Annotated in this window: 28 protein-coding genes; 24 read left to right on the top strand and 4 right to left on the bottom strand. The window is 69.8% G+C overall.

The genetic code is table 11. The annotated features are described in order from the left end of the window. Positions 1–259: 259 nt before the first annotated feature. From OG574_RS18475 to OG574_RS18440, 8 genes are all read left to right on the top strand, one after another. On the top strand, positions 260–3,145 hold the full coding sequence (locus OG574_RS18475; protein WP_398375615.1) for a sensor histidine kinase: 2,886 nt from the start codon (positions 260–262) through the stop codon (positions 3,143–3,145). Then, positions 3,142–3,645, top strand: coding sequence for a roadblock/LC7 domain-containing protein (locus OG574_RS18470; protein WP_266674084.1), 504 nt, complete (start codon positions 3,142–3,144; stop codon positions 3,643–3,645). The genes OG574_RS18475 and OG574_RS18470 overlap by 4 nt, the downstream gene beginning before the upstream one ends. Further along, positions 3,642–4,073 (top strand): DUF742 domain-containing protein, encoded by a 432-nt coding sequence (locus tag OG574_RS18465; RefSeq protein WP_326774130.1) that lies wholly within the window; start codon positions 3,642–3,644, stop codon positions 4,071–4,073. The genes OG574_RS18470 and OG574_RS18465 overlap by 4 nt, the downstream gene beginning before the upstream one ends. A 64-nt stretch (positions 4,074–4,137) precedes the next feature. Next, positions 4,138–4,737, top strand: coding sequence for a GTP-binding protein (locus OG574_RS18460; protein WP_398375834.1), 600 nt, complete (start codon positions 4,138–4,140; stop codon positions 4,735–4,737). A gap of 33 nt (positions 4,738–4,770) precedes the next feature. Beyond that, positions 4,771–6,024, top strand: coding sequence for a styrene monooxygenase/indole monooxygenase family protein (locus OG574_RS18455; protein WP_326774128.1), 1,254 nt, complete (start codon positions 4,771–4,773; stop codon positions 6,022–6,024). A 1,765-nt stretch (positions 6,025–7,789) separates the two neighbouring features. Next, positions 7,790–7,987: a hypothetical protein gene (locus tag OG574_RS18450; RefSeq protein WP_326774127.1), complete on the top strand. Its 198-nt coding sequence runs from the start codon at positions 7,790–7,792 to the stop codon at positions 7,985–7,987. 670 nt (positions 7,988–8,657) lie between these two features. Further along, a complete protein-coding gene (locus OG574_RS18445; protein WP_326774126.1) occupies positions 8,658–9,893 on the top strand; it encodes a helix-turn-helix domain-containing protein in 1,236 nt (411 codons plus the stop codon). Continuing rightward, positions 9,875–10,453: a flavoprotein gene (locus tag OG574_RS18440; RefSeq protein ID WP_326774125.1), complete on the top strand. Its 579-nt coding sequence runs from the start codon at positions 9,875–9,877 to the stop codon at positions 10,451–10,453. The genes OG574_RS18445 and OG574_RS18440 overlap by 19 nt, the downstream gene beginning before the upstream one ends. Positions 10,454–10,669: 216 nt before the next feature. Here OG574_RS18440 and OG574_RS18435 read toward each other — a convergent pair whose 3' ends face one another. After that, the gene (locus tag OG574_RS18435) at positions 10,670–11,053 is read right to left on the bottom strand and encodes a GntR family transcriptional regulator (RefSeq protein ID WP_326774124.1); all 384 of its coding nucleotides are present in this window, start codon (positions 11,051–11,053) and stop codon (positions 10,670–10,672) included. Positions 11,054–11,638: 585 nt separating this feature from the next. Between OG574_RS18435 and OG574_RS18430 the strand changes: the two genes are divergently transcribed. From OG574_RS18430 to OG574_RS18355, 16 genes are all read left to right on the top strand, one after another. Then, positions 11,639–11,896 carry a DUF6284 family protein gene (locus OG574_RS18430; RefSeq protein WP_326774123.1) on the top strand — a complete coding sequence of 86 codons (258 nt, stop codon included), beginning with the start codon at positions 11,639–11,641 and terminating at the stop codon, positions 11,894–11,896. Then, the gene (locus OG574_RS18425; protein WP_326774122.1) at positions 11,893–12,174 is read left to right on the top strand and encodes a hypothetical protein; all 282 of its coding nucleotides are present in this window, start codon (positions 11,893–11,895) and stop codon (positions 12,172–12,174) included. The genes OG574_RS18430 and OG574_RS18425 overlap by 4 nt, the downstream gene beginning before the upstream one ends. Beyond that, on the top strand, positions 12,171–13,277 hold the full coding sequence (locus tag OG574_RS18420) for a conjugal transfer protein (RefSeq protein WP_326774121.1): 1,107 nt from the start codon (positions 12,171–12,173) through the stop codon (positions 13,275–13,277). The genes OG574_RS18425 and OG574_RS18420 overlap by 4 nt, the downstream gene beginning before the upstream one ends. Beyond that, positions 13,277–13,663, top strand: a complete 387-nt coding sequence (locus tag OG574_RS18415; protein ID WP_326774120.1) for an RRQRL motif-containing zinc-binding protein — start codon at positions 13,277–13,279, stop codon at positions 13,661–13,663. The genes OG574_RS18420 and OG574_RS18415 overlap by 1 nt, the downstream gene beginning before the upstream one ends. A gap of 76 nt (positions 13,664–13,739) precedes the next feature. Further along, positions 13,740–15,944 carry a cell division protein FtsK gene (locus OG574_RS18410; RefSeq protein WP_326774119.1) on the top strand — a complete coding sequence of 735 codons (2,205 nt, stop codon included), beginning with the start codon at positions 13,740–13,742 and terminating at the stop codon, positions 15,942–15,944. Positions 15,945–16,085: 141 nt separating this feature from the next. Continuing rightward, a complete protein-coding gene (locus OG574_RS18405) occupies positions 16,086–16,337 on the top strand; it encodes a hypothetical protein (protein WP_326774118.1) in 252 nt (83 codons plus the stop codon). A gap of 42 nt (positions 16,338–16,379) precedes the next feature. Then, complete coding sequence (locus OG574_RS18400) at positions 16,380–16,580, top strand: hypothetical protein (RefSeq protein ID WP_116509924.1); 201 nt, start codon at positions 16,380–16,382, stop codon at positions 16,578–16,580. Then, the gene (locus OG574_RS18395) at positions 16,577–16,771 is read left to right on the top strand and encodes a hypothetical protein (RefSeq protein ID WP_326774117.1); all 195 of its coding nucleotides are present in this window, start codon (positions 16,577–16,579) and stop codon (positions 16,769–16,771) included. Before OG574_RS18400 ends, OG574_RS18395 begins: the two co-directional genes overlap by 4 nt. Positions 16,772–16,782: 11 nt before the next feature. Next, positions 16,783–17,091: a hypothetical protein gene (locus OG574_RS18390; RefSeq protein WP_326774116.1), complete on the top strand. Its 309-nt coding sequence runs from the start codon at positions 16,783–16,785 to the stop codon at positions 17,089–17,091. Continuing rightward, complete coding sequence (locus OG574_RS18385; RefSeq protein WP_326774115.1) at positions 17,092–17,388, top strand: hypothetical protein; 297 nt, start codon at positions 17,092–17,094, stop codon at positions 17,386–17,388. Continuing rightward, positions 17,385–17,639: a hypothetical protein gene (locus tag OG574_RS18380; RefSeq protein WP_326774114.1), complete on the top strand. Its 255-nt coding sequence runs from the start codon at positions 17,385–17,387 to the stop codon at positions 17,637–17,639. The genes OG574_RS18385 and OG574_RS18380 overlap by 4 nt, the downstream gene beginning before the upstream one ends. Before the next feature lie 86 nt (positions 17,640–17,725). Beyond that, positions 17,726–18,790 (top strand): DNA cytosine methyltransferase, encoded by a 1,065-nt coding sequence (locus OG574_RS18375; protein ID WP_326774113.1) that lies wholly within the window; start codon positions 17,726–17,728, stop codon positions 18,788–18,790. Beyond that, on the top strand, positions 18,787–19,626 hold the full coding sequence (locus OG574_RS18370) for a bifunctional DNA primase/polymerase (protein WP_326774112.1): 840 nt from the start codon (positions 18,787–18,789) through the stop codon (positions 19,624–19,626). Before OG574_RS18375 ends, OG574_RS18370 begins: the two co-directional genes overlap by 4 nt. 2 nt (positions 19,627–19,628) lie before the next feature. After that, positions 19,629–21,104: an ATP-binding protein gene (locus tag OG574_RS18365; protein ID WP_326778535.1), complete on the top strand. Its 1,476-nt coding sequence runs from the start codon at positions 19,629–19,631 to the stop codon at positions 21,102–21,104. Positions 21,105–21,560: 456 nt separating this feature from the next. Continuing rightward, entirely contained in the window at positions 21,561–21,806 is a 246-nt protein-coding gene (locus tag OG574_RS18360) for a helix-turn-helix transcriptional regulator (RefSeq protein WP_326774111.1), read from the top strand. Between the two features lie 84 nt (positions 21,807–21,890). Then, on the top strand, positions 21,891–23,129 hold the full coding sequence (locus OG574_RS18355) for a tyrosine-type recombinase/integrase (protein ID WP_326774110.1): 1,239 nt from the start codon (positions 21,891–21,893) through the stop codon (positions 23,127–23,129). Between the two features lie 160 nt (positions 23,130–23,289). Here OG574_RS18355 and OG574_RS18350 read toward each other — a convergent pair whose 3' ends face one another. The 3 genes from OG574_RS18350 to OG574_RS18340 all read right to left on the bottom strand — a co-directional run bounded on the left by OG574_RS18350 (position 23,290) and on the right by OG574_RS18340 (position 25,592). After that, positions 23,290–24,441 carry a C40 family peptidase gene (locus OG574_RS18350; protein WP_326774109.1) on the bottom strand — a complete coding sequence of 384 codons (1,152 nt, stop codon included), beginning with the start codon at positions 24,439–24,441 and terminating at the stop codon, positions 23,290–23,292. 148 nt (positions 24,442–24,589) lie between these two features. Beyond that, positions 24,590–24,856: a hypothetical protein gene (locus tag OG574_RS18345; RefSeq protein ID WP_100595893.1), complete on the bottom strand. Its 267-nt coding sequence runs from the start codon at positions 24,854–24,856 to the stop codon at positions 24,590–24,592. A gap of 10 nt (positions 24,857–24,866) precedes the next feature. Beyond that, positions 24,867–25,592, bottom strand: a complete 726-nt coding sequence (locus OG574_RS18340; RefSeq protein WP_100595995.1) for a TetR/AcrR family transcriptional regulator — start codon at positions 25,590–25,592, stop codon at positions 24,867–24,869. Positions 25,593–25,595: the final 3 nt, after the last annotated feature.

Below are 25,595 nucleotides of genomic sequence, written 5' to 3'. Positions count from 1 at the left end.
CGGAATGATCGACTCCGCCGGAGAGTGGCGGGGCATCTTGCCAAAGCCTGTGAGAGACGTCCAACCGGCGCCCCGTTCGGGCTCCGTGCCCATGCCACCGGGACTTGCTCGCCAACTCCCGCTCGATGTTCACTCCTTCGGGTGGCTGGCTAGGTGATGCGCGACCACTGCTCACCGGCACTGGAATGGTCTGGAGCCATTCCAGGGGGCGCGCGCGTTGACAGATCGTCACCCGGGCCCATGGGTAGACGAGTCAGGAATGCGAGCACCGGTGCGGAAGATGCGGCCTCGACGCAAGGGCAAGCAAGCGGCCTCCGAAGCGGACGAGGGGCGCACGACGGTTCCCGCAGGACCCGCCGCGCAGGCCCCGGCGGGCACCCCCGCGGACCCCGGAGGACGACGTACCGCGCGGGTGCGCAACCGGCTCATCATCGCCGTGGCGGTAGTCGCCGCGGCGATCGCCGGTGCCGCCGCACCCGCTCTCATGACCGCGTCCGGGCAGATCGGCGACTCCCAGGAGCTGGTCGACCTCGCGGCGCGGACCCAGCAGACCGTCACGCTCTCCCACTCCCTGGCCGACGAGCGCGACGAGGTCACCGCCTTCATCGCCGCCGGGCGGCCCAAGGGGGAGGGGCTCTCCGAGAGCCGCAGCGCCCGCGTCGACCGGCAGCTCGAAGAGCTCCGCACCGACGCACCGGCCCCGCTGCAACGCGACCTCGCCGGCATCGCGGCCGTCCGCCGGGCCGCGCTCACCGGCAAGGGCAGCGCTCTTGAGGCGCACAAGGCGTACTCCGACGCGATCAACGAGCTGCACCGCACCGCCGAGCAGCTCGCAGAGAGCACCCCGCCCCGCGCGGGTTCCGGAGCACACGCCTTCGCCGACCTCGACCGGGCCGTCGAACAGGCCTCCGCCGCCCGCGGACTCCTGCTCGCCGCGCTCGCCGTGCCGCGCTCCAGCCAGACGTCCACGGTCATCGACCCGGTCACCGGACTGCCGAAGACCGTCGTCTCCCAGGACTCGGCCGACGGCAAGCAGCGCGACGCCCTGAGCGCCGCCGCCCAGCAGGCCCAGGTACGCGAACAGGCCGCGCTCGCCGACTTCGAGGACGCCGCCCCGGCCGCGTCCGTCGCCTCCTACGGCGCGACGGTCACGGGGCCCGACGTCACCAAGGCCGACAAGTACCTGGCCGCCCTCACGGACGAGCCCACGCTGTCCGCCGACGACCTCGCCGGCAACCCCAAGAACATCGACGCCGCGCTGTCCGCCCGTATCGACCTGATGCGCGGCGCCGAGTCGTCCCTCTACGACCGGCGCACCAAGGACCTCGCCCTGCTGCGCGACGACGATGTCGACGCGCTCGAGGTCCGCATCGCGCTGGCCGGTCTGTGCCTGCTCGTCGCCGTCGGCGTCTCGATGGCCATGGCCCGCACACTGACCAGGCCGCTCGCGGTGCTCCGCCTCGGCTCGGCCCGCCTCGCGGGGGACCCGGCGAGCGAGGAGCCGGTCAAGTTCACCGGCCGCAACGACGAGTTCGCCCAGGTCGTACGGTCCGTCAACGCCCTGCACGCGCACACACTCGGCCTCCACGAGCGCCTCACCACGCTGGAGGCCGACCGCAAGCACCTGATCGGCCAGCGCGCGACCATGGCCGACGAGCGCGAGAAGCTGCGCGCCGAACTCGCCGCGGCCGCGGCCCACCTGGACCGGGTCCGGCACAGCATCCACGGCACGTTCGTGAACCTCGCCCTGCGCACCCTCGGCCTCGTGGAGCGCCAGCTCGGCGTCATCGAGAACCTGGAGGAGCGCGAGCAGGACCCCGAGCGCCTCGCGACCCTCTTCAAGCTCGACCACTTCGCCACGGTCATGCGGCGGCACAGCGAGAACCTCCTCGTACTCGCCGGCGCCGAGCACGGCCACGGAAACCCGGGGGCCGTCCCGCTGGTCGACGTCGTGCGCGCCGCGGTCAGCGAGATCGAGCGCTACGAGCGGGTCCGGATCTCCGCGCTCCCGCCGCACGCGCACCTCGCCGGCTTCGCCGCCGACGACCTCAGCCACCTTGTCGCCGAAGTCCTGGAGAACGCCACGTCGTTCTCGCCGCCCGACGCCTCCGTCGAGGTGTCCGGCTGGCTCCTGGAGAGCGGCGAGGTCATGCTCTCCGTCCAGGACGAGGGCATCGGCATGACCGACGAGCGGATGAAGGAGCTCAACGCCCGCCTCGCCGCCTTCGCGGACGACGAGATGTTCGACCCCGAGGACGGCGACGGACTCGGCCTCGGCCTGTACGTCGTGGCCCGGCTCGCCGCGCGCCACGGCGTGCGGGTGCAGCTGCGCGAGCAGAAGCAGGGCGGGATCGCCGTCGTCGTCGTGCTGCCCAGGACGCTCCTCGCGGCGGCCCCCGCGGCAGCCGTGCCGCCGCGGGTCCCGGTGGCGGGCGCCGCGCCCGCCGTGCACCTGCCCGGATCCGAGGCCGAGGCCAACTCCAATGTCCTGAGCGGCCGTTCCAAGGACGGCCACGACCCGCTGATCGCCGCGGCGGAGCACGCCGTACGGGAAGCGGGGACAGCCGCCGAAGCGCCCGCACCGGTGGCGGAACCCGAACCGGAGCTCACGAAGCCCGCGGTCCCGGCCGAGTCACCCGCCGAGACGACCATGACGCTGACGGCGCCGATCTCGGCCGTCGACCCGGAACCCGTACCGGCCGTCGACCCGGAACCCGTACCGGCGGCAGCCCCCGAGCCCGCGCCGCAGACCCTGCACCTCGACGACGAGCCCGCGCACGAGCGGGTCGCCGACGAGACCGGCGCCGGGCAGACCAGCGGCACCCCGGGCCTGCCCACCCGGCCCAAGGCCGACACGCCTCCCGCTCCCGAGGCGGCGGACGAGCCCGTGATCCCCGCGGCCCGCACCCCCCAGTGGGAGCGCGTCACGGACAAGGGCCTGCCCAAGAGGACCCCCAAGATCTCGGCCCCCGCGCCCGCCGCGGCGCCGCGCACCGGATCCGTCGACGCGGACGCCCTGCGCCGCAGGCTCGGCGGATTCCACCAGGGGGCCAACAAGGGACGGCGGGACGTCGAGGCCGAGATCGGCGGGACGGAACAGACCGCAGAACCCAAGGGGGACACAGTCGAGGAGGCAAGCAGTTGACTGCGCCCAGTCGCACGCCGAGTGCGTCCACCCCCGGATTCGGACTCAGCACCGAAGCCCGCAACCTGCACTGGCTGCTGACCAATCTGGTGGAGGAGGTGCCAGGGCTCCTCTCGGTCGCGGTCGTCTCCTCCGACGGGCTGCTCCTGCTCTCCTCCGACCCCGGCAGGAACAATGAGCGCCCTGCCGACCACAGCGGCGGACCCAAGGGATCAAGCGCCGACCTGGCCACGATCGTGTCCGGCGTCGGCAGCCTCACCATCGGCGCCGCCAAGCTGATGGACGGCGGCAGCGTCAAGCAGACCATGGTCGCGATGGAGGAAGGCAGCCTCTTCGTCATGTCCATCAGCGACGGCTCACTGCTCGGCGTGCACGCCACCCCGGACTGCGACATGAGCGTCGTCGCCTACCACATGGCGCTCTTCGTCGGCCGTGCCGGGCACGTCCTCACGCCCGAACTCCGCAGTGAACTGCGCCAGTCGATGGAGAACGCCAAGTGAGCAGCAGCAGTAGCGTCACCAATCTCAGTACCGGCGGCCCGAAACTTCCCACCCGGGGCGGCGACCGCAAGCCGGCCCGGGTGCGCCCCTACTCGCTCACCGGCGGCCGCACCCGCTTCGGCCATGTGCTGCTCGTCGAGACGTTCGTCGCCGCGCTCGAAGCGCCCGAGGAACGCCTCGAGATAGGCCAGGGCACGCTCTCGACGCGGATCATGCCGGAGATGCGGGCGATCGTGGAGCTGTGCCGCCGCATGCGCACGGTCGCCGAGATCGCCGCGCTCCTGACGATGCCCCTCGGCGTGGTCCGCGTACTGCTCAGCGACCTCGCCGACCAGGGAAAGATCCGCGTTTACGGAACCGGCCACGGCCCGGGCCAGCCGGACCGCGCACTGCTTGAAAGGGTGCTGAGTGGACTCCGTCGTCTCTGAAGGCGTCACCGAGGGCGTCACGCCCGCCTTCGTACCTGCCCAGCCGTCGTCCGGCCGTGAAGGCATCGCCTTCGAGCCCCAGGAAGAGCTCCAGGCCTGGCAGACGGACCGCACCCGCGCCCCGATCGCCACGAAGATAGTGGTGGCCGGCGGCTTCGGCGTCGGCAAGACCACCCTCGTCACCGCCGTCTCGGAGATCCAGCCCCTCCAGACCGAGGCGCTGATGACCCAGGCGAGCGAGGAGACCGACGACCTCACCGCCACCCCGGACAAGACCACGACCACGGTCGCCATGGACTTCGGGCGGATCACGCTCGACGACGACCTGGTGCTCTACCTCTTCGGCACACCGGGGCAGCAGCGCTTCTGGTTCATGTGGGACGACCTGGTGCGCGGCGCGATCGGCGCGGTCGTGCTCGCCGACACCCGGCGGCTGTCCGACTGCTTCCCGGCCCTCGACTACTTCGAGAGCTGCGGGCTCCCGTACATCGTCGCCGTCAACCACTTCGACGGCTCCGACGAGTTCGCCGCCGCCGACGTGCGCGAGGCTTTGACGGTGCCGCCGCACATCCCTGTCCTCATCATGGACGCGCGGCAGCGCATCTCGGTCGTCGAGACCCTCCTGGCCCTCGTCGGCCACGCGCTCGACGCCACCCCCGAATAGCCACCACCCCTCAGCAGTAGAAGAGGCACCCGCATGCGGAAGATACTCGTCGTCGGAGCCGGACAGTCCGGTCTCCAGCTCGCCCTCGGCCTCCAGTCGAACGGGTACGAGGTCACCCTGATGTCCAACCGCACCGCGGACGAGATCCGGTCCGGCCGGGTCATGTCCACGCAGTGCATGTTCGACACGGCGCTCCAGCACGAGCGCGACCTCCAGGTGAACTTCTGGGAGTCCCAGGCCCCGAAGATCGAGGGCCTCGGCGTCTCCGTCGCCGCCCCCGGCTCCTTCGACCCGGGTCCCTCGCAGCGCGCCATCGACTGGGTGGGCAAGCTCGACGGCTACGCGCAGTCCGTCGACCAGCGCGTGAAGATGGCCGGCTGGATGGAGACGTTCGCGCAGCGCGGCGGCCAGCTCGTCATCCACGGCGCCGCGGTCTCCGACCTCGACTACTTCGCCCGCACCTACGACCTGGTGCTCGTCTCCGCCGGCAAGGGCGAGCTGGTCTCGATGTTCGGCCGCGACGCCTCGCGCTCCCCGTACACCGAGCCGCAGCGCGCGCTTGCCGTCGCGTACGTGCACGGCATGGGCCCCCGCCCCGAGCACCCGGAATTCGACGCGGTGCGCTGCAACCTGGTGCCCGGCGTCGGCGAGCTGTTCGTCATGCCGACCCTCACCACCTCGGGCCGCGCGGACATCCTGTTCTGGGAGGGCATCCCCGGCGGTCCGCTGGACGCCTTCAAGGGCGTCAAGGACCCCTCGGAGCACCTGGCCCTCACCCTGGAGCTGATGGAGAAGTTCACGCCCTGGGAGTACGCGCGCGCCACGAAGGTCGAGCTGACCGACGCCAACGCGACCCTCGCCGGCCGTTACGCGCCGACCGTCCGCAACCCGATCGGGCGGCTGCCCGGCGGCGGCGCGGTCCTCGGTGTCGCCGATGTCGTCGTCGCCAACGACCCGATCACGGGCCAGGGTTCGAACTCGGCGTCCAAGTGCGCCGCCTCGTACCTCGACTCGATCACCGAGCAGGGCGACAAGCCGTTCGACGAGGAGTGGATGCAGTCCACCTTCGACCGCTACTGGGACACCGCGCAGCACGTCGTGAAGTGGACCAACGCGATGCTGGGCGTCCCGCCGGAGCACGTCCTCAACCTGATCGGCGCCGCCGGCCAGCTCCAGCCGGTCGCCGACCGCTTCGCGAACGGCTTCAACAACCCGGCCGACTTCGAGAACTTCTTCTATGAGCCCGAGAAGACGAACGCCTATCTGACTTCGGTGACGGGGGCCTGATAGGTCTGTGACCAGTAACGATGTCATCGTTATTGGTCATTACTGGCCGTCGTGGGCCGTTGCTTCACGGCCCACGGACGGCCCAGGCGTCAGTTAGTTGGAGTCGAGCCTGTTACGGCGATCTGGAGAGGCTGCTCAAGTTGCAAGCCCGCCGCAAGCCGATCCATCCAACGGCCCGTCACACGAAGCCATCATCCGGGACCATGAGCCCATGGATCAGGGTGTGGCAGCGGTGATGGCTGGACTTGCGGAGACCGTTGGGGCCTTATCTGGTGCCGTCGCCGGGCTGCGCGGTGGGCGACCTGGTGCTCTTAAGGCAGTGGGAGCCGCTCGCGCTCAGGTACAGGACAAGCGCGGACGCATTGAGGAAGGGCCGGGAGGAGCTGGCACCACCAGCAGCTTGCTGCTGCGGATCGCGCGGTTACGGACCTTCAGATAGCCGTCTTTGATATCCGGCTCTGGGGCCGCGCGAGCGAACGCGGATATGTCCCCCTAGAGATGAGTAGGCGGGACAGGATAGACCGCTTCGGGGGGAGGCAGTGTCCGCCGTCGCCGGCCTCTGGCGCGGACAGCATCGGGTGACGGAGAGCCCTGACCCTCCATAATCCGCACTTGCCGAGGGGCAGCAGCGGCCGGCGTCCCGGGACGCCTACCATCGGGCGAGCGCCTCAGCGGACGGCCGCGCGTACTTCGCGAGCGACCGGACCGACGTGTGGCCGGAGAATGTCACGAGCATCGGCGTGCTCGCGCCGTCCTCCGCTACATGGATCAGTTCGAGTGCCGCAGCTGATGGAGCGTCACCTTCTTCCCGATTGCCGCCATCGTGAGCTCCTCGAACAGCTCGGCAGCCCGTTGGCACGACAGGCGCGCCTGCGTACTGGCCCACTACGCCGATTCGCGATCAGGCACGCCCAGGATGCTCCGCCACCGGCATCCGCGCGCCTGATCGGCGACAGCACGCACACGCCGGGGACAGCGTGCACAGGACGGAGACAGCGCGCAGACTGGAAGGAGTTTGCGTGCCTCAACGTCCGTCGTGAAGCGTGACATCAATGTGTCGCCGTCATTGTCAAATCGAGCGTCGCGCAACGGTCACGCTGGATCAACGCCACGGTTGCGGCGGACCTCCCACACTGCTGGAGGTAACCCTGCCCCCAGCGTCTGAAGAGGAGATGTCATGGCGAAGAGCATCCGGAAACGAATCCTGCACATCGTCGGCGGGTCTTGCGCTGCTGCGCTGCTCACTGGGGCGGTGGGCGTGACGAGCGCCGAGGCGGCGCCTCAGACAACGAAGGCTACGGCGGAATCGTCGAGCGCGGCACCAGACCTGGTTTGCACACGAGGTTCTGTCATTGTTAGCACTGCGCAAGGTCCCCGCCGTGTGTGCAAGGCGGCGACAGCGCAAAGGGTCGTCGTAGTCCAGCGGGTAGTGCAGCAGTCGCAACGGTCGCAGCTCCCGCAGCTGTCGCAGCTCCCGCAGCTCCCGCAGCAGCCGCAGCAGCCGCAGCAGCCGCAGCAGCCGCAGCAGCCGCAGCAGCCGCAGCAGCCGCAGCAGCCGCAGCAGCCGCAGCAGCCGCAGCAGCCGGCGCCTGCCCCGGTGCCTGCCCCGGTGCCTGCCCCGGTGCCTGCCCCGGTGCCTGCCCCGGTGCCTGCCCCGGTGCCTGCCCCGGTGCCTGCCCCGGTGCCTGCCCCGGTGCCTGCCCCGGTGCCTGCCCCGGCGCCTGCCCCGGCGCCTGCCCCGGCGCCTGCCCCGGCGCCTGCGCCTGTGCAGCCGCAGGCCGAGGCACCGGTTGCCGAGGCACCGGTTGCCGAGGCACCGGCCGCCGAGGCACCGGCCGCCGAGGCACCGGCCGCCGAGGCACCGGCCGCCGAGGCACCGGTTGCCGAGGCACCGGCCGCCGAGGCACCGGCCGCCGAGGCACCGGCCGCCGAGGCACCGGCCGCCGAGGCACCGGCCGAGTAACCGGCAATGGATGGACACCGGTGAGCTTGCCGGTGTTCACCCTGGAGGTGGTTGTGGCCCAGAGAGGTTCCGGTTTGCCTTCGCCCCACCCTCCGCGGGTGGGGCGTCGTGCTGCTCACCCGAACGCCCGCTCTGGCGCGTCCGAGTAGGCGGTCCGCTGGAGCCTGGCAATGGCCGGCATCCCGCATCCGCACGTCGCCACAGCGCGGGGTGTCCGCTGCTCATAGGCCCGCGGTTGTGAGTCTTTGCTTCTTGATCAGACCTTGATGCGGTGCTGCGTCCGTGCTCTCCGAACCGGGCGCAGCGCCACGTTCACCTGTCGGCTGCGTTAGCGGATTGCCTTGTTGGCGGGTCTATGGATTGTGCTGACCAAGCCAGTGGCTGAGCCGTCGCATGGACTGCCATTCGGGACAGCGCGCCGCTGAGGCGGCGCGCGCCCGCGCCGTGCGCGGGCCTTGATGACGTAGGGAAAGTTCTACCGCGCCAGGCACTAGCGGCGCCCGATCTGCGTTCACCCCAAGAGCGAATCAGACCCGGACACAGTGTCCGGGTCTAACCGCGTTTTGGCGCTCATGCTGGTTCTGACCCGGTAGCGGCCAAGGCCAGCTACCCGCCCTATGACCGGCTCTGTACCGTGAGATGGGCCCCTACGACCGAGAGGCATAACGCAATGCGTGGTCTCGGAGATCACCTCAGCATCGGCGAACGGATCGCGTTCTATCGGAAGCGTCGCGGCTACACGCAAGAGGTGTTGGCTGGCCTGGTCGGCAGGAGCACCGACTGGCTCGCGAAGATCGAGACGGGCCGACGGAAGCCGCCGCGTATCGACATGCTCACCGAGCTGTCGGGCATCCTGCGCGTGTCTCTCGGTGACCTGCTCGGTCAGACCGTGCTCGTTGAAGACGACAAGCAGCAGGACGACGTGCCAGCGGTGCGTGATGCACTCATGAGCCCACGGCGACTCTCGCGACTGCTTTTCGGATCGGAGGCAGAGACTCAGCTCCCAACTCCCGCGCCGGTAGCGGTGCGAGTCGAACACGCCTGGAACGACTATCAGGGCGGGCGTCTAGGCAGCGTTATCGCGGCTCTCCCCGGGCTCCTCCAGACTGCTCAGGAGCTTGAGGACCGAGCAGCGCGGCGAGGCGACGACCGCGCTGATTGCTGGGCAGTCTCCGCCCGAACCCACCACCTCGCGGCAACGACGCTCGCGAAGATCGGGGAGTCGGACATCTCATGGCTCGCCGCCGAGCGTGCCATGAGGGCCGCTGACGAGTCGGAGAATCCTCTCGTCCTCGCCTCGGCTGCTCGTTCCGGAACGCACGCTCTACTGGCCAGTGGACGCTACGACGATGCTCTGGAGTTGGGCAACACCACAGCTCGCTGGCTGTCGGCGCGGGTAGACGAGAGTGACCCCGAGGCACTGAGCCTGCTGGGCATGATCTACCTGCGCGCCGCGGTTGCTGCGGCACGACACCAAGATCGCCCCACCTCGTCAGACCTCTTGAACCGAGCCGAGCGGCTGGCGGACGACCTCGGTTCGGATGAGAACTACTGGCAGACGGGCTTCGGCCCGACGAACGTGCTGCTTCACCGCCTCTCCATTGAGCTCGACCTCGACAACGTGTCGTACGTGGTGGAGCACGGGCGAATCAACGTCGATCACATGCCGCAGGAGCGCAGCGTCTCGCATCGGATCGACTACGCCCGAGCCCTCTCGATGGCCGGCCAGGGGGATGAGGCGTTCGGTGAGCTGCGCACCGCTGAGCGCACTTCGCCGCAACTCGTACGGAACAATCCCAGGGTCCGCGAGACGCTGCGCGACCTGGTCAAGCAGTCTCCCGTGACGGGCGGCTCGCGTTCGTCCGAGGTGTTCGTCATGGCTCAACGATGCAGGGCGGTGCAGTGAGTTCACAGAATCGTGGAGTGCTCGGGGTCGTGGGTTCCGGGGCCGGGGGAGTGGAGTCGCTCCGCGTGGGTCTGGTGGAACCTGCGATGAGGCTGGGATGGCAGGTTGCGGTAACGCTTACGCCGACTGCTGGCCGTTGGCTTCGAGCGAATGGCGAAGCCGAGCGGCTGGAGCAGGCGACTGGCCTACCGGTGCGCGACGAACCGCGGTTTCCCGGCGAAGCGCGGCCCCATCCTCAAGTCGATTGCTACGTGGTCGCACCGGCGTCTGCGAACACGGTGGCGAAGTTGGCGACAGGCTTGATGGACAACCAGGCGCTCACGCAGGTGGGCGAGGCCATCGGGACGTTGGACCTGCCCGTGGTTGTCTTCCCTCGCGTCAACGCGGCCCACGCCCGTCATCCCGCGTGGGGCGGGTACGTCGAGGCCCTGCGGGCTGGCGGAGTGCATTTGGTCGGCGGGCCCGAGGTGTGGCCCTTGTACGAGCCGCGTGACGCCCCATCTGGGCGTGCGCTTCCCTGGGCTGCCGTCTTGGAAGCGGTACACGCTGCAACGGGATGATGGGGCGTCAAGCGCCCTGACCTGCAAAGAAAGAGGACCCGGACACTCTGTCCGGGTCCTCTGCGGTTCGCGACCACATGCTCATAGGCATGTCAGGGATCAATGAGCGAAGCGGCATCGCGGGAGGACTCACTTCCGCTGAACTTGCCTTAATCAGGGCGAGTTTGACCGAGGCGCACGCAACAGCCGAAGCGCTGCTGAGGCGCACGGACAGCCTCATTGTCCGTGCGGAGTCTCGCTGCCGACGATCTCCTCAAGACGGTCCAGGCGTTCCCCTAGAAGGCGGAGGGCGTCATGGATCGAACTGAGCTCAGTGGAGAGCGCGGTGAACGCAGGGCTGCTCCCGGGTTCCGTACCCAGGGGCACCGAAGGGTCGCGGACGAAAGTCCCGCGCCCTTGCTGAGTGAGAACCAGTCCCTCGTCCCGGAGCTGGCTGTACGCGCTCTGCACGGTCATGAGCTGCACGCCAAGCTGCTTGGCGAGCTGGCGAGCCGCCGGCAGGCGGGAGCCTGCTTCGCGCTCGCCGCCTGCGATCTCACTGCGGTACGTCGCTGCGATGTCTTTGGCGGTCGGCTTCGGTGCGTCAGGGCTCGAATCCATACCCCCGAGCGTAACCGGACCTAGGTCAATCTCGGATTCTTCGGCGGGACCGCTTGGCGTCCAGATTGACATGGGTCAATCTGAATCTGCGACCAACAAACCCCGCAAGGGGAGCGAATGGGTCGTGCTCTACATGCCTGACCTGCAACAACGCGTCGTGCCGGAGTCACCTCCGGACGGCGCGCGCCAACTTCAGAGCGTGATCCACCACAGATACGACAGCCGTGACGACTCCGGCTGAGGTGAGTGGAGACCAGTCGGCCACCTCCCGTCAGGGACACGTGCCGACTCAAAAGACCGGATCTGCCCAAGGGCAACCACGCCGCGCGAAGAGACCGAGATGCGATTCCTCGGGAGAGCGGGACTGAGGCACAGATCCATATCGCGTACGACGGGCCGTCACCTCCCGCAAAAGGTGGCCAGCGCGGCTCAGGGCCGCGCATCAACTACCGCCCAGCTTCAGCGCTTCGAGCAAAGGACGTGCCATCGCCGGACTGTCCTAACCATTCCAACGGCGCGCGGCCCCGGTGCAGGAACACCGGGGCCGCTTTCGAGCCGTACCACCTGCTAGGGAGAACACGACTCATGAAGAACATCGCTGCACTTCAGGCCGTCGTTACGGCCGACGGGTTCGACCGCGAGCCGACAGTCGCGGAGCTGGACGCTATCGAGACTGAGATGCCCGTCATCCTGGCTCGCGTCGAGCTGCTGGACGCGCAGATCGTCACCCTGGACCGCACCCCGACCGAGCTGTACGAGCGGCGCATCCGCCGGTCCCGTCGTCGGGTCCTGGCCGCGCGCCGTGAGCTGGCCAACCAGGCCGTGACGGGCGGTGCCGCGTGATCCGCATCGTCAGCACACTCCGCCTCGCACACCTTGAGTCCGCCGCCAGGACGGCCCGCGCGTGCGCACGGCAGACCACCGCCGACGCGAATGAGGCGTTCGGCCGGCATGTCCGCGAGCTGTACGCCGCAACCGACCGTGCGGAGCGGGCTGAGGCGACCACGTCCGAGGTCGGGGCGATTCTCTCCCGCGCCATGAAGGAGCTGAGCGCTGCCCAGCAGGAGCTTCTGCTGAAGGACATCGAGCTTCGGCGCCTGCGCGAGGAGGTGGCGGCATGACCACCCAGTCCCGTAAGCCGCTGACCAAGGTTCAGATCGTCGTGCTGAGCGCGGCGTTCGTGCCGATGCTCGCCACCGGCGCGTTCGGCGGCATCGGCACCTACAGCAACATCAGCCGCGCCTACGGCAAGGGCACCGCACTCGGTGCCGTCGCCGCGGGTGAGGGCGCCACGGCCGTCCTCGCGCTCGTACTGCTCGGGCTGACCATGCTGGGCCAGTCCTCCCCGCGCGTCATCCGGCTCGGCCTGTGGGCCCTGCCGGCCGCCGCGTCCGCGATGGCCGCGATGGCCGCCGACGACCCGGGCACCACCGTCATCTACGCCATCACCCCGATGGGCATGTGCGTCTCGGCCGAGGGCATGGCGTTCCTGGCCCGCCGCATCGCGGTGCACACCGACGGCCGGGACGCGGAGGGCGAGCGCCGGGCGGTCGAGGTCGTTCAGCGGCTGGCCTATCACCGGGCCCGCGCCGCGAACCACCCCAGCGAGTGGATCCGCAAGTGGTCGGATCGGGCGTCGTGGCGCCTGGCCCGCAAGGTGGGATCGTGCGATGCGGTCCTGGGATCGAGGCTGCTCGATGTGCAGCGGCAGCGCGTCACGATCGGTGCGGATGCCGCGCTCGGGGCCATGTTCCGCCTCACCCAGGACACCACCCCGCCCCTGGCCGTAAACCAGGAGGAATCTACCGAGACCGTGAGGATTCGGTCTACGGCTGACCTGCCGGAATCGACTCCTGCGCCGATCACGGCGAACCCGATCGTTCTGCCGTCTCCGGTCGCAGTTGGCTTCCTGAAGTCGACCCTTTCGACCAAGCCAGTTCGGGCGATCGAGTCGGCCCCGGTCCGGCCGATCGAGAAGCGCACGGTGCCCGCGGAATCGACCCGACCTCGCCGGGCCACCGGTCGCGTTCCGGAGGCGGCCCGATCGGCCCGCCCCAAGCGGACCGCCGATCAGCTGCTCGATGAGGCCCGCGCCGTGACGGCCGATTGGCCAGACGCGAAGCTGACCGCCGAGGGAATCCGCCTCGCGGTGCACACCTCTCCGAAGAACGCCCGGACCTTGCGCGACACGCTGCGCGCTGAACGCGGTCTCAAGGCCGCGTGATGTCGGCGGCGTTCGGCAAGTGCTACGACCCGAACGGCGCTCGCTACGGCATCCCCACTTACCCGTGGCGCTTCGCCCCGGAGGGGATGGCCACGCGCCGGCAGTTGAGGGCGCAGGGCCTGCGGCCGGGCGGTCAGCCGATAGCGGCCCAGCTCATGCGCCGCTCCCGCCACCGCAAGGCAGGCGTGAGCGTGGCGTTCCTGTACCGGCTCGACCTCGCCCAACCGGTGCGGCCGATGACCTCGCGCAAGTGGGGTGCGCTCGCTCTGGCGATGCTCGCGCGCCGCACCTGCCCCGCCTGCCGACTCGACGCCGGATACGTGATCCCGACCTCGCTCGGCATGTGCGTGACCTGCGCCTACCCCAACGAACAGCGCGCCGCCTGAACCTCGCATGGGGCCCGGCCGCCCACCTCCTACAGCGACGGCCGGGCCCTCATTCCTCCGAGAGAAGGACACCTCAGTGAAGCACCCTGACGACGACCGCGAACTGTTCAACCGACTCGAAGCAGAGATGGCGACCGGTGCCGGCGGTGAGGTCGTCGACCTCGACAAGGCCCGCGCCGCCCGCACCGACTCGACAGCCCAGTCGACTTCTCCCGCCCTAGACCCGTCGGCCGATTCCCCGGGCACCGGGTCGGATCGGGTGATGGCCGATGGTCCGGCGCCGTCCGGGCCGGGTCTGATGGATCGGATCAAGGCGACCAAGCGGCACCCGGTGATTCCGGGTTGGCTCCGGTCGGCGGCCGACTTCCGCTCGGCTGCGGGTTGGGTGGCCGGCCACTACGCCCACGCCTGCGCCTTCCATGCGATCCGCACCCCGCTGTACGCGGGCAAGCTCGCGGTGCGCTCGCCGATCGGAGCCGCGAAGTTCGTCGGTGGCACATTGCGCTGGCTCACCGATGCCGAGGGCGCCCCGGTGCGGTCTGCGGCCATCGAGCGGGAGGACGTCGGCGAGTACCTGGCCCTGTCGCGCCAGAGGGCCGGACGGGTGCGGCTGCGGCTCATCACCGCCGCCGTGGCCGCCTTCCTGGGGCTCGGTTTCGCCCTGTTCCTGCTGGTCATGGCCCCGGACTGGCTGTGGGCGTTCGGCGCCGGCATCGTGCTCGCCCTCGGGGCCGCGGGCGCCCCCAAGGACCGTCCGGTCGTGACGCGGGCGGTGGTTGCTCCGCAGGTGGAGCGGCTGACCTCGCAGATCGTGGTGCGCGCGTTCACCACCCTGGGCATCGCCGAAATCAACAAGGCCGCCAGCAAGGGCAAGGACGGGATCGAGTTCAAGAACCCCATCCAGCGCGACGGCAAGGGCTGGCGCGCCGACATGGACCTGCCCTACGGCGTGACCGTCTCCGACATCCTCGACCGGCGCGAGCGTCTGGCGTCCGGCCTGCGCAAGCCGCTGGGCTGTGTGTGGCCGGAGCCGGTGCCGGGCGAGCACCCCGGGCGCCTGATGCTGTGGGTCGGCGATATGGACATGGCCAAGGCCCCCAAGCCGGTGTGGCCGCTGGCCAAGTCCGGTACGGCGTCGCTGTTCAAGCCCGTCCCGTACGGCACCGATCCGCGAGGGCGGGCGGTCGGCTTCGACCTGATGTACGCGAACTTCCTGGTCGGCGCCATGCCGGGCCGTGGCAAGACGTTCGCCCTGCGGATCCTGCTACTGGCTGCGGCCATGGACCCGACCTGTGAGCTGCACACCTTCGAGTTCAAGGGCACCGGCGACTTCTCCGCCTTCCGGACCATCTCCCACTCCTACGGCTCCGGCCCCGGCGACGACGCCACCGTCGAAGCCTGCGTCGACTCGCTCGAGTACGTCTACGAGGAGCTGGACCGCCGGGCGCGGGTCATCAACGGCCTGCCCAAGGACCTGTGCCCGGAGAACAAGGTCACCCCGCAGCTCGCGGCGAAGAAGTCGCTCGGTCTGCATCCGCTGGTGATGACGATCGACGAGTGCCAGGAAGTGTTCACCCACGACCAGCACGGCAAGCGGGCAGCTGAGCTGGCCACGGCCATCATCAAGCGGGGCCGCGCCCTGGGCGTCATCCTGCTGCTCGGCACGCAGCGCCCGGATGCCGACAGCCTGCCCAAGGCCATCAGCGCCAACGTCGGCATCCGGTTCTGCCTTCAGGTCATGGGCCAGCCCGAGAACGACATGGTGCTGGGGACGTCGATGTACAAGAACGGCATCCGCGCGACCACGTTCACCGCGGATGACCTGGGCATCGGCTACCTGGTCGGCGCCGGGCCCAACCCGCAGATCGTGCGCTCCTACTACGTCGACAACGCCACCGCCGACCGGCTGTGCGAGCGCGCCCACGCCGCCCGCGCCGCCGCCGGCACCCTGCCCGACCTCACCGCCCCCACGACCGAGAAGACGCCGGACACCCTGCTCACGGACGTCCTCGCGGTCATCCCCGCCAGTGAGGCGAAGGTGTGGAACGAGACGGTCATCGACCGCCTCGCCGAGCTGCGGCCCGAACGCTACGGCGACTGGGCCCACATGAGCAGCGAGGACAAGACCTCGCACCTGACCGCCGCCCTCAAGCCCTACGGCATCGCCACCGGGCAGGTCGGCAAGCGGGTCGAGGGCAAGTTCACCAACAAGCGCGGCATCGAGCGCGCCGACATCTCCACCGCGATCGCGGAGCGTAACCGAAAGCGGGACGCGAGCTGAGCATCCGGGGCCGCTATCGATAGCACCTGAACCCGCTATCGATAGCGGCCCCGATAGCGCCCCACACTGCATCTGATCAGGCCACTAGTACATAGCGGCCCACCTGCGCAAACCCCTGAAACCGGCCCCGGGAGCCCCCTCATGCCCCTGTCCGTGATCGCTATCGCCTGCCTACTCGCTGTCACACTCGGTTACGTCGCGGTGTGTGCGGCGTCCCCGCTGGCCACCTGCCGCAAGTGCGACGGGCTCGGCTACCAGGTCAAGTTCAACCGCCGCGGCAAGCCCAAGCGCGCCCGCGACTGCCGCCGCTGCGACGGCTACGGCAAGCGCATCCGCATAGGCCGCCGCCTGCACAACCGGGCCCGCGCCATCCACCGCGCCGGCACCCGCTGACACCGCCCCGCACGACCTCAACTCGACTTCGGGAGAAGCCTGATGGCTATCAGCGATAAGGACCCCTACAACGCCCGCGAGACCGCCCGCATCATCCTGCTCGGGGTCCGCGCGGTACGGCGCGAGGCCCGCGGCAAGTCCATCCGCGGCATCGAGAAGCAGGCCGCCCGCATCCGCGAAGAGGCGCAGGCCCGCGAGGACGCCAGGGCCGCCGCCCGCCGCAAGGCGAGGGGGAAGCGGTGACCCTCACCATCCCCATCGTGTTCCTGCTCGGCCTCGCCCTCGCCGCCCTGCTGCGTTTCCGCGCGGTGGGCTGGGGCGCGGCCACCATCGCCGTCCTGTTCGGCCTCTACCTCGCCGACACCGGCGCCCGCACCACCATCAACGACCTGACCACCGCCGTCGTCAACGCCATCCCCAGCGACGGAAACTGAAGGAGCTTGAGGTGAACGAACAGATCATCGCCCGCCACTGGCTCGCCGCCGCGGCCCCCAAAGCCGTCCCCGCGCTCGCCACTTCTACCGTCCTGATCCTGGCGAGGATCTGGAACGCCAACGGAGCCGAACACTCCACCGGCAACGCCGTGTTGATGGCCGCCCTGTCCCTAGCCGCCGGTGCAGCGGGCGCGTTCGCTGCCATGGGCCCCGGCGGGGACCGCGTCATCACCGGGACCGCGTTCGCCGCCTCCGGCGCCCTCGCTCTCACCGGGGTCGCCGGATACTCCGACGGCCTCTCCCTCCCCATCCTGCTGTGAGTGCTGGCCACCGTGGCTGCCTACGGGCTCGCCGCCCGCAACTGGCGCACCGAGCGTCGCGACACGGTCGCTCACGAGCGGCACACGACGGTGCGGCGCGAGGACCACGCCCACATCGAGCGCGTGGAAGCACTCAAGGCAGGGGCTCAGATCGAGTCCGCCCGCGCCGGCGCCGCCTACGCCGAACAGCTCGCCACAGCCCTCATCACCCGCGCCGCGCTGCCCGGCTTCAACCCGCAGGCCCTCACCGATGCGGGCCTGCCCCAACTCCCCGCCACCGACCGGGACGCAGCATGACCCGCCGCGCTCACGCCGTCATGGTCGCGATGGCCGTGGGCGCCGTGGCGCTGCTCGCCGGATGCTCCCTGCCCGATGGCCCGTCCGGCGTCGTCGTCGCCAGGGCCGAGCGGACACCACCGGCGAGCAAGAACCGCCCGTACTTCCTCACCGTGCGCACCGCCAACGGCGACCGCAAGGACTTCCAGGTCTACATCGGCGACTACGACCAGTGCTCCATCGGCGAGCGCTACCCCGCCTGCAAGCAGTAGCTACGCCAAGGGCGGCCCCCGCATCTCGCCAAAGAACGGGGCCGCCCTTGCCGGCCAGCACCCACGAAGGAACTGGAGACCCCAGCATGACCCAACCCACCGACAGGAGGCGAGCCGCCGGCTCGCCTCCTCGCATCATCGGCCTGTGCGCCGGCTACGGCGGCCTGGAGGCCGCGGTGCGCGCCCACATCGGCGGCCAGGTGGTCGCGTTCGCGGAGAACGACCCCTACGCCGCCACCGTCTACACCGCCCGGCACCCGGGCGTTCCGAACATCGGGGACATCACGACCGCCGACTGGGAGCAGGTCCGAGACCTGTACCGGCCCGAGGTGATCAGTGCCGGTTTCCCCTGCCGCAACACCTCGAACGCTGGACGAAGGGACGGGATCAATGGCCAGTGGTCGCGAGTCTGGAAAAACGTCGCTGAGGCTGTGGGCGTCATTCGACCGCGCCTCGTGTTCCTGGAAAACGTGGCGGCGCTCCGCTCGCGGGGGCTGGACGTCGTCGCCCAAGACCTGGCCGCGATCGGGTATGACGCGCGGTGGACATGTCTACGAGCTGGTGACCCCGAAGTCGGCGTCCCGCACGAGCGCGACCGCTGGTTCGCTCTCGCCTATCCCGCTGATGCCCACCCCGACCACGGCGGATGGCACCGGCGGTCCGGGGACCTCGCCGAAGCGCCGCGGTGGGATGAACCTGCGTACGGCGGTGACGAAGCTGCCGCCCGCCGGTTGAGGCTGCTGCCCACCCCGAAGGCGTCCGACGGGCCTCATGGAGGCCCAAACCAGCGGGATACTCAGGGCCGCTACTACCTGCCCGGCCAGGCGGTTCGTCTGGACGCGCGGTGGGTGTCCACTGACGGCACCGACTATGGGCCCGCCACAGGGCGATGGGAGCACGTCACCGGCCGCCCGGCGCCGTGTCCGACCGAGCCCGGAGCCCGCGGGAACCGGCGGCTGTCGCCGGGGTTCGCGGAATGGATGATGGGCCTGCCCGCCGGGTGGGTCACGGCCGTGCTGGACATCCCTCGCAGGGAACAGCTCCGCATCATCGGAAACGGCGTCGTGCCCCAGCAGCGTCGTCACGCCTACGGCCGGCTCTTGGGCGCCTCTGCGGCCAGGGCGCAGGCCGCGTTGGAGGTGGCGGCATGAGCGAGCACCTGCGCACCGCGCTCAATCTGGCCGCCTCCGGGGTCCCCGTGCTGCCGCTGCGAGCGGGGAAGGTCCCGTTCGGTAACTGCCGCCGCTGCGCGGACGCCGCGTGCGGCGGCCGGCCGAACATGAAGAACCCCGGGTCCTGCGCCTGCCCCGGACCCTGCCACGCATGGGCCGCCGCGACCACCGACCCCGAAGTCATCAATTCCGGCTCCTGGCACCGCGCATGGCTGCGCGCAAGCGCGGTCGCCTACCACCCGGGCGGGGCGGGGCTGACGGTCGTGGACCTGGACCGGGCCGACGCCATGGCGTGGGCCCGCGACAACCTGCCCACCACGCAGACCGTGCCCACCACCCGGGGCGAACACTGGCTCTACCTCGGTCGGATGCAGTCAGCCAACGGCGTGCGGCCGGGCGTGGACATCAAGTCCACGATGGCCTACGCCCGCTGGCTCGGGTTCGGCACCGGCACGATGACTGACCTGCCGGATACCGTGCGCGCGCTCGCCTCGAGTAAGCCCGCCCCGCCCCGGCCCGCGCTGCCGGCCGTCACCGTGCCCGCGCCAGCCGGGGGCGGGGAGTGCCGTCACCGCACGCCCGCGTTCCTGGAGCGCGGCATCGCGATGGCTGAGCAGCGCATCACCGAGGTCACCAGCGGCGTGCACAACGCCGTGTACCGCACGTTCCTGGCCGTGCTCTCCACCCACGGCGGGTGCGGCTGCCTCACCGACACCCACGTTGGCCGACTGTTCGCCGCCGCGCAGGCCAAGGGAGAGAGCGCCCGGCACTGCACCGAAGCATGGGCCAATGCCCGCACCACGTTGGGAGTGTGACCGTGGCAGACGACGACAAGACCCCGGCCCGCGAGGTCATCACCGACTACGCACAAGAGCACTTCCGGTACTTCCGCACCCCCGACGGCACCGTCTACGCGCAGAAGAACGGCCACCCCGTGGCCCGCCCGATCCGCTCCCAGGGCACCACGGGCAGCCACCGCCAGGAACTCATGGTCGGTCTGTTCCGCGACGGACGCGGCGTCTTCAACGGCAGCGCCATCAAAGAGGCGCTGGACCTGATCGAAGCACTCGCACTGAGCGAGGACGTCCAGCCCGTGTACATCCGGGTCGCCCCGGGCTTTGACGGTGCGACGTGGCTGGACCTGGGACGCGACGACGGGCAGTCCGTGCGCATCCACCCCACCGGATGGGAGATCACCGTTCCCGACCCGCGTGAGGTGTGCTGGCGTCGCACGCAGCTCACCGGGGAACTGCCCCTGCCGGCCAAGGACACCGACGGCAAGGGCATCGACCTGCTGATGCGGCTGTGCAACTTCGCCACCGCAGACACCGAATCCCTCGCTCTCACCTGGCTGATCGGCTGTCTCGGTCCGTCCGTCCCAGTCCCGGCACCGTTCCTGACCGGGCCGCAGGGCGCGGGCAAGTCCACCGGCGGGCGGATGCTGATCCGGATCGTGGAGGGCATGACCGGGGACCTGCGCCGGGCCCCGAAGGATGAAGAGAACCTGATCGCGGCCGTGGCGGCCGGGTGGGTAACCGCCCTGGACAACCTGTCCCACATGTCGCCGGATCTGTCCGACGCGATGTGCTGCATCGTGACCGGCGCCGAGAGCGTCAAGCGCGCGCTGTTCACCGACGGAGACGTGTTCCGCGTCGGCTACCGCCGTCCCCTGCTCCTCACCGGCATCGACGTCGGCGTCATCCGGCCCGACCTCGCGGAGCGGCTCCTGCCGCTGCGTCTGGAGCGGCCCAAGGTCCGGCGCACTGAAGCGGAGCTGTGGGTGGACTACGAGGAGGTGCTGCCCCTCGTACTCGGCTCGCTCCTGGACCTCACGGTCAAGGTCCGCGCGGTGAAAGTGGAGACGCCGACGGATCTGCGGATGGCGGACTTCGCGCACCTGTGCGCACAGTTCGACGCCGCGACCGGCCTCGGGGCGCTGCCCGCGTACCGGGCGAGCCTGGACGACCTGAACGACGACGTGATCGAGGGCGACCTGCTCGCGCAAACCGTCCTGCGGCACGCCGACACAATTTCCCCGGGCGCGGCCCAGCGGATGACGTCCACGGAGTGGCTGCACCTCCTCAGCGGCCTCTACAACGACGACGGGCTGCGTCCCCTCCCGAAGGGGTGGCCGACCACGGGCAAGGTGCTCTCCGACCGCCTCAAGCGCCTCCAGCCGACCCTGGCCGCCCGAGGCGTCCTCATCGACTCGGGCCGCACGAGCACGGGCCGCTACCTCGAAATGACCCGCCCGACCGCACCGACCCCGCAGGAGCACAAGCGCATGTTCTGACTCGCGACCCGCGTGCCTGGACAAGCAAGAGGAGCACCACCGGCCAGGCGTGCTCCTCTTGCTGTTCGGCGCACCGCGCCGCCCCAATGACGCGCCGCGCAGCGGCTCCTTCTTCACGTTCGAAGGCGCCACCGGACCACTACAGACACTCCCTCTTCTTTGTCCTAAGAGGGAAGACGCTGCGTCATGTACGTCACGCCGCACGAAAGACGGCCCCTGACCTGCGACGAAGACCATGACGCAGACACCCGGCTCTGCGTCATCGTGCGTCATCTGCGTCACGCCATGACGCGAACCATGCCGCACCCATGACGCAACCCCACACCACCGCGTCAAGCAAAACCACAGGTCAGAAGCCCGAATGTCGCTGATGACGCGATGACGCAGAAGTCCGCACCTCGGACAGACGCGGACGCCCGAACCCAACATCAGTGTGACTCGACATCCGAGGACCCCATGAGCCGAACCCGTTCCGCTCGACCCGACCCCCGCGCGACCCTCCGCAGCGGTCTGCCCGACCGGTACCTCACCCCAGAAGACATCGCGGAGATCTTCGAGGTGCCTAAGGAAACCGTCTACCAGTGGCGCAAGAAGCGCACCGGGCCGCCCGGCTTCCGCATTGGCAAGCACGTCCGATATGACCCTGCCGACGTCTACGCCTATATCGCCGCACGCAAAAACCAGGACGCCTCCGCAGCCTGACACCAAGCCCCACAGCACACGACTCCGCAGGGAGGGCCACCCGGTGGCCCTCCCTTCTCCTTTCCGAGAAGGGACCGCTGCCACATGGCCGGCCACATCCAAGACCGCTGGTACAAAACAGAGACCTCGCCCGAAGGAAAGGCTGTTCGCGTCAAGACCGAGCGTTATGGCACTGGGCTCCGCTACCGCGCACGGTTCGTCGGACCCGACGGTACCGAGAAGTCCAAGAGCTTCCGCGATGGACAAAAGCGCCTTGCCGAGAAGTGGCTGAACAAAATTGAGACCGACATGGGTAGCGGTCAGTACGTCGACCCGAGCACGGCCAAAAAGACCTTCCAGCAGTACACAGAGAAGTGGCTCAGCACGCTCGGGGCGGACCCGAACACCATCGAGTCGATGAAGTCTCAACTTGGCCTGCACGCTTTCCCGTACATCGGGTCTCGACCGCTTGGGTCATTCAAGCCGGAGCACATCCGTGAGTGGGTGGCGGTGCTCGAAGCGAAGGTGCCGGGCTCGTACGGCCGCATCATCTACGCGAACGTACGCGCCGCCTTGAGCGCGGCCGTCGATGACGGCTACCTCAGCCGTAACCCCGTCTCGGCTCGCTCGGTGAAGCCGCCGAAGCTTGACCCGAAACGCGTCGTGCCGTGGTCGGCGGAGCGCGTGTTCGCGGTGCAGGACGCGTTGCCCGATCGGTACCGGGCGATGGTCGACCTGGGCGCGGGGTGTGGCATGCGGCAGGGGGAGATCCTCGGTATTGCCGTGGATGCTGTCGACTTCGAGTCAGACACGCTTCACGTGGTCCAACAGCTGAAGCTCAGCCGGAGCAAGCCCGTATTCGCCCTTCCCAAGGGTGGCAAGACGCGGGATATCCCTCTGCCCGAACCCGTCGCGGAAGCGCTCAAGGCCCACTTGAAGCGTTTCCCGCCAGTTGAGATCACCCTGCCTTGGAAGACGGTTGACGGGCCGAAGGTGACGCACAGGATCATCTTCACAGCGCCCGGGGGAAATCACGTGTGGCGCACCTCCCTGAATGACTACGCCTGGAAACCCGCTCTCGTCGCGGCCGGACTCCTTCCCGCCCCGGAGACGAAGGACGATGCGTATTCGGCGGCGCGCGAGCACGGCATGCACGCGCTGAGGCACTTCTACGCATCCGCGCTCCTCGACAGCGGAGAGAACATCAAGGCCGTGAGTGAGTACCTTGGGCACAGCAATGCGGCCCTCACGCTGAGGATCTACGCCCACCTCATGCCAAGCAGCCAGGCGCGGACGCGGACTGCCATCGCGACCGTCTACGACAGGGGCCAACGATCGCTGTGACGGCCCACAGGCGGCCCACGGCCCGTCATGGGTCCGCCTGTTGGGGAGAAACTGCTGGTAGAACGCACTTGGGGCCACGGTGTGGTTTCTCTGAGCCCGAGAAGACGAACGCCTACCTGGCCTCCGTCTCCGGCTGATCCCGCGGCGGGGCGCGCACCGGTCAGCCGGTGGGCGCCCCCGCGGCGCCGTACCCGGTGTCGTCGCCGCCCGTCGCGCCCCCGGGCAGCTTCGGCGGGGTGTAGCCCTTCATCGACGCGTCTCCCTGATCGGGGCGGACGGCGCCGAGCAGCGGGTTGGCCGCGATCGGCGACACCTTGACCTTCGCGCCCGGCCGCGGCGCCTGCACCACCATCCCGTCGCCCAGGTACATCGCCACGTGCGTGGCCTCGCGGAAGTACACGACGAGATCACCGGGCCGCAGCTTGTTCAGCGGGACGCGCGGCAGTTTCGCCCACTGCTCCTGCGATGTGCGGGGAATGACCTCGCCCGCGTGCTCCCACGCCTGCGACGTGAGCCCCGAGCAGTCGAACGACGCGGGCCCTTCCGCGCCCCACACGTACGGCTTCCCGATCTGCTTCACCGCGTACGCGACTGCCGCGTCCCCGGCCCGTGACGGCGCCTGCTGTGAACTGAGCGCGCCCGACGCCATGAACGTCTTCTGGGCCTTCGCCATCCCCGCGTCCTCCAGGCGGGTCAGCTCGGCGAGCCGGCCCGGGCCGAGTGAGGCGAGCAGCCTCTCGACGTCCTTGAGGCGGGCCTGGACAGCGTCCCGGTCCTTCTTTTGCCGCTCCGACAGCCGAGTCTGCTCGGCGAGCGCCTTGCGTGCCTGCGTCGCCAGGCTGTCGGCGCGCTTCTCGCCGCCGACGAGCCGGTCCACGGTCGCCATGCGCTCCTGGGCCACGCGCCGGATCACATGGCCCTGGTCGAGGGCGTGCTGCGGGTCGCGGGCGAGGAGCAGGCGCAGGTAGGGGGAGAGGTTGCTGCTGCCCTGGTACTGCTCGCGGGCGAGGCGTCCTGCCGCGCCACGGCTTTCGTGGAGCGAAGTGCGGGCCGTGGCCAGCTTGCGGGCCAGGTCGCCGGCCGTCTTCCGGCGCTTCTTGAGCTTCTCGGCGGTCGCGTTGTACTTCTCGGTGGCCTTCTCGGCTTCCTGGTACAGGCGCTGAAGATCCGTCAGAAGCGTGGCGACGGCGTTGCGGTTGGCCGCGGGGAGGGGCTGGGGGTCCGGTGTGGGTGCGGCGGACGCGGGCCCCGGCGCCGCGAGCGTCGAGGCCACCGCCGCCGCACAGGCCCACCGCAGAAGGCTTCCTGACACGTCATCACCTCCGGTGCGGGGCGGTCCGTCCGTCCCGCACCGTGAGCATCAACACGTCCGCCCGCCCGCGCGCCTCCTGCTGGGCGGTTCGGCCCAAGGACCTCACCCGGCCGGGGGACTCCACGAAGGTGATCTACGATGTCGGCTGCTACGGACGCGGCTTGGACCAGGGCCACCGGAGCCCGCTGTCGTCGCGCCCCGAAGGGTCGTACTCGTACTTCCAGCGGTGAGTGAACCGGATCTTGCCGGGGGTCATCGGCACCCGGCGGTAGATGAGCACCGTGCCCGGGGAACCGTCGGGGCCCGGCACCGGGATGCGGTACACCTTCGGCGGATGCCCCGTCGGTCCCAGCAGCACGGGCAGCACCCGCCCGTCCATCGGCCCGCCGACGAACGGCGTCTCTTCGCTCTTCACGGCACCAGTGTCACAGCAGGTGTGCCGCGTCACTCACCACGGGCAGCACCAGGCGGGCCAGCCGGCCCACGGGCCCGTCCGCCGTCTCCAGGGCCAGCGCGTGCCGTACCGCCTCGGCGGTCTGCGGGTCGCGGCCCGCCGTCGCCGTGAGGACGGCCATGAACTGGTCGACGAGCCCGTCGCGCAGCTCGTCCAGCGGCGGCTTCTTGTCCTCGTCGAGCCAGATCAGCGAGGCCGCCTCCACGGCCGTGATCCACATGCGTACGGTCATCCGCAACCGGGGACCCGGGTCCGCCACGGCGAGATGGCTCAGAATGTGCTCGGCCGCCGCCCTGCGCACGCCGTCCACGATCGACGTCGTCCGCGACGTCTCCACCACGCTGCCGCCCTGGAGCAGCGCGGCGAACCCCATGTCGTGCTGGTCCACGAACCCGAGGTAGCGGTCGAGGGCCCGCGTGAGCCGGCCGCTCAGCGGTCCTTCCTGCGGCTCCGCGAAGCACTTCTCCAGCTCGTCGGCCGCGGAGCGCAGCGCGGCCTCGTACAACTGCTGCTTGCCGCCGGGGAAGTACCGGTAGACGAGCGGCCGCGAGACACCGGCCGCCTCCGCCACGTCGTCGAGGGACACCTCCTCGGGTGCCCGGTGCGCGAAGAGGGACAGCGCGGCGACGAGGAGCTGGCTGCGACGCTCCTCGACGCTGAGCCGTCGGTACGCGCGGGTGCCGGGTGCCGAGGTCATGTC

It is taken from the genome of Streptomyces sp. NBC_01445, assembly GCF_035918235.1.
Classification (GTDB): Bacteria; Actinomycetota; Actinomycetes; order Streptomycetales; family Streptomycetaceae; genus Streptomyces.
This window is presented reverse-complemented; position numbering and strand designations above follow the sequence as displayed.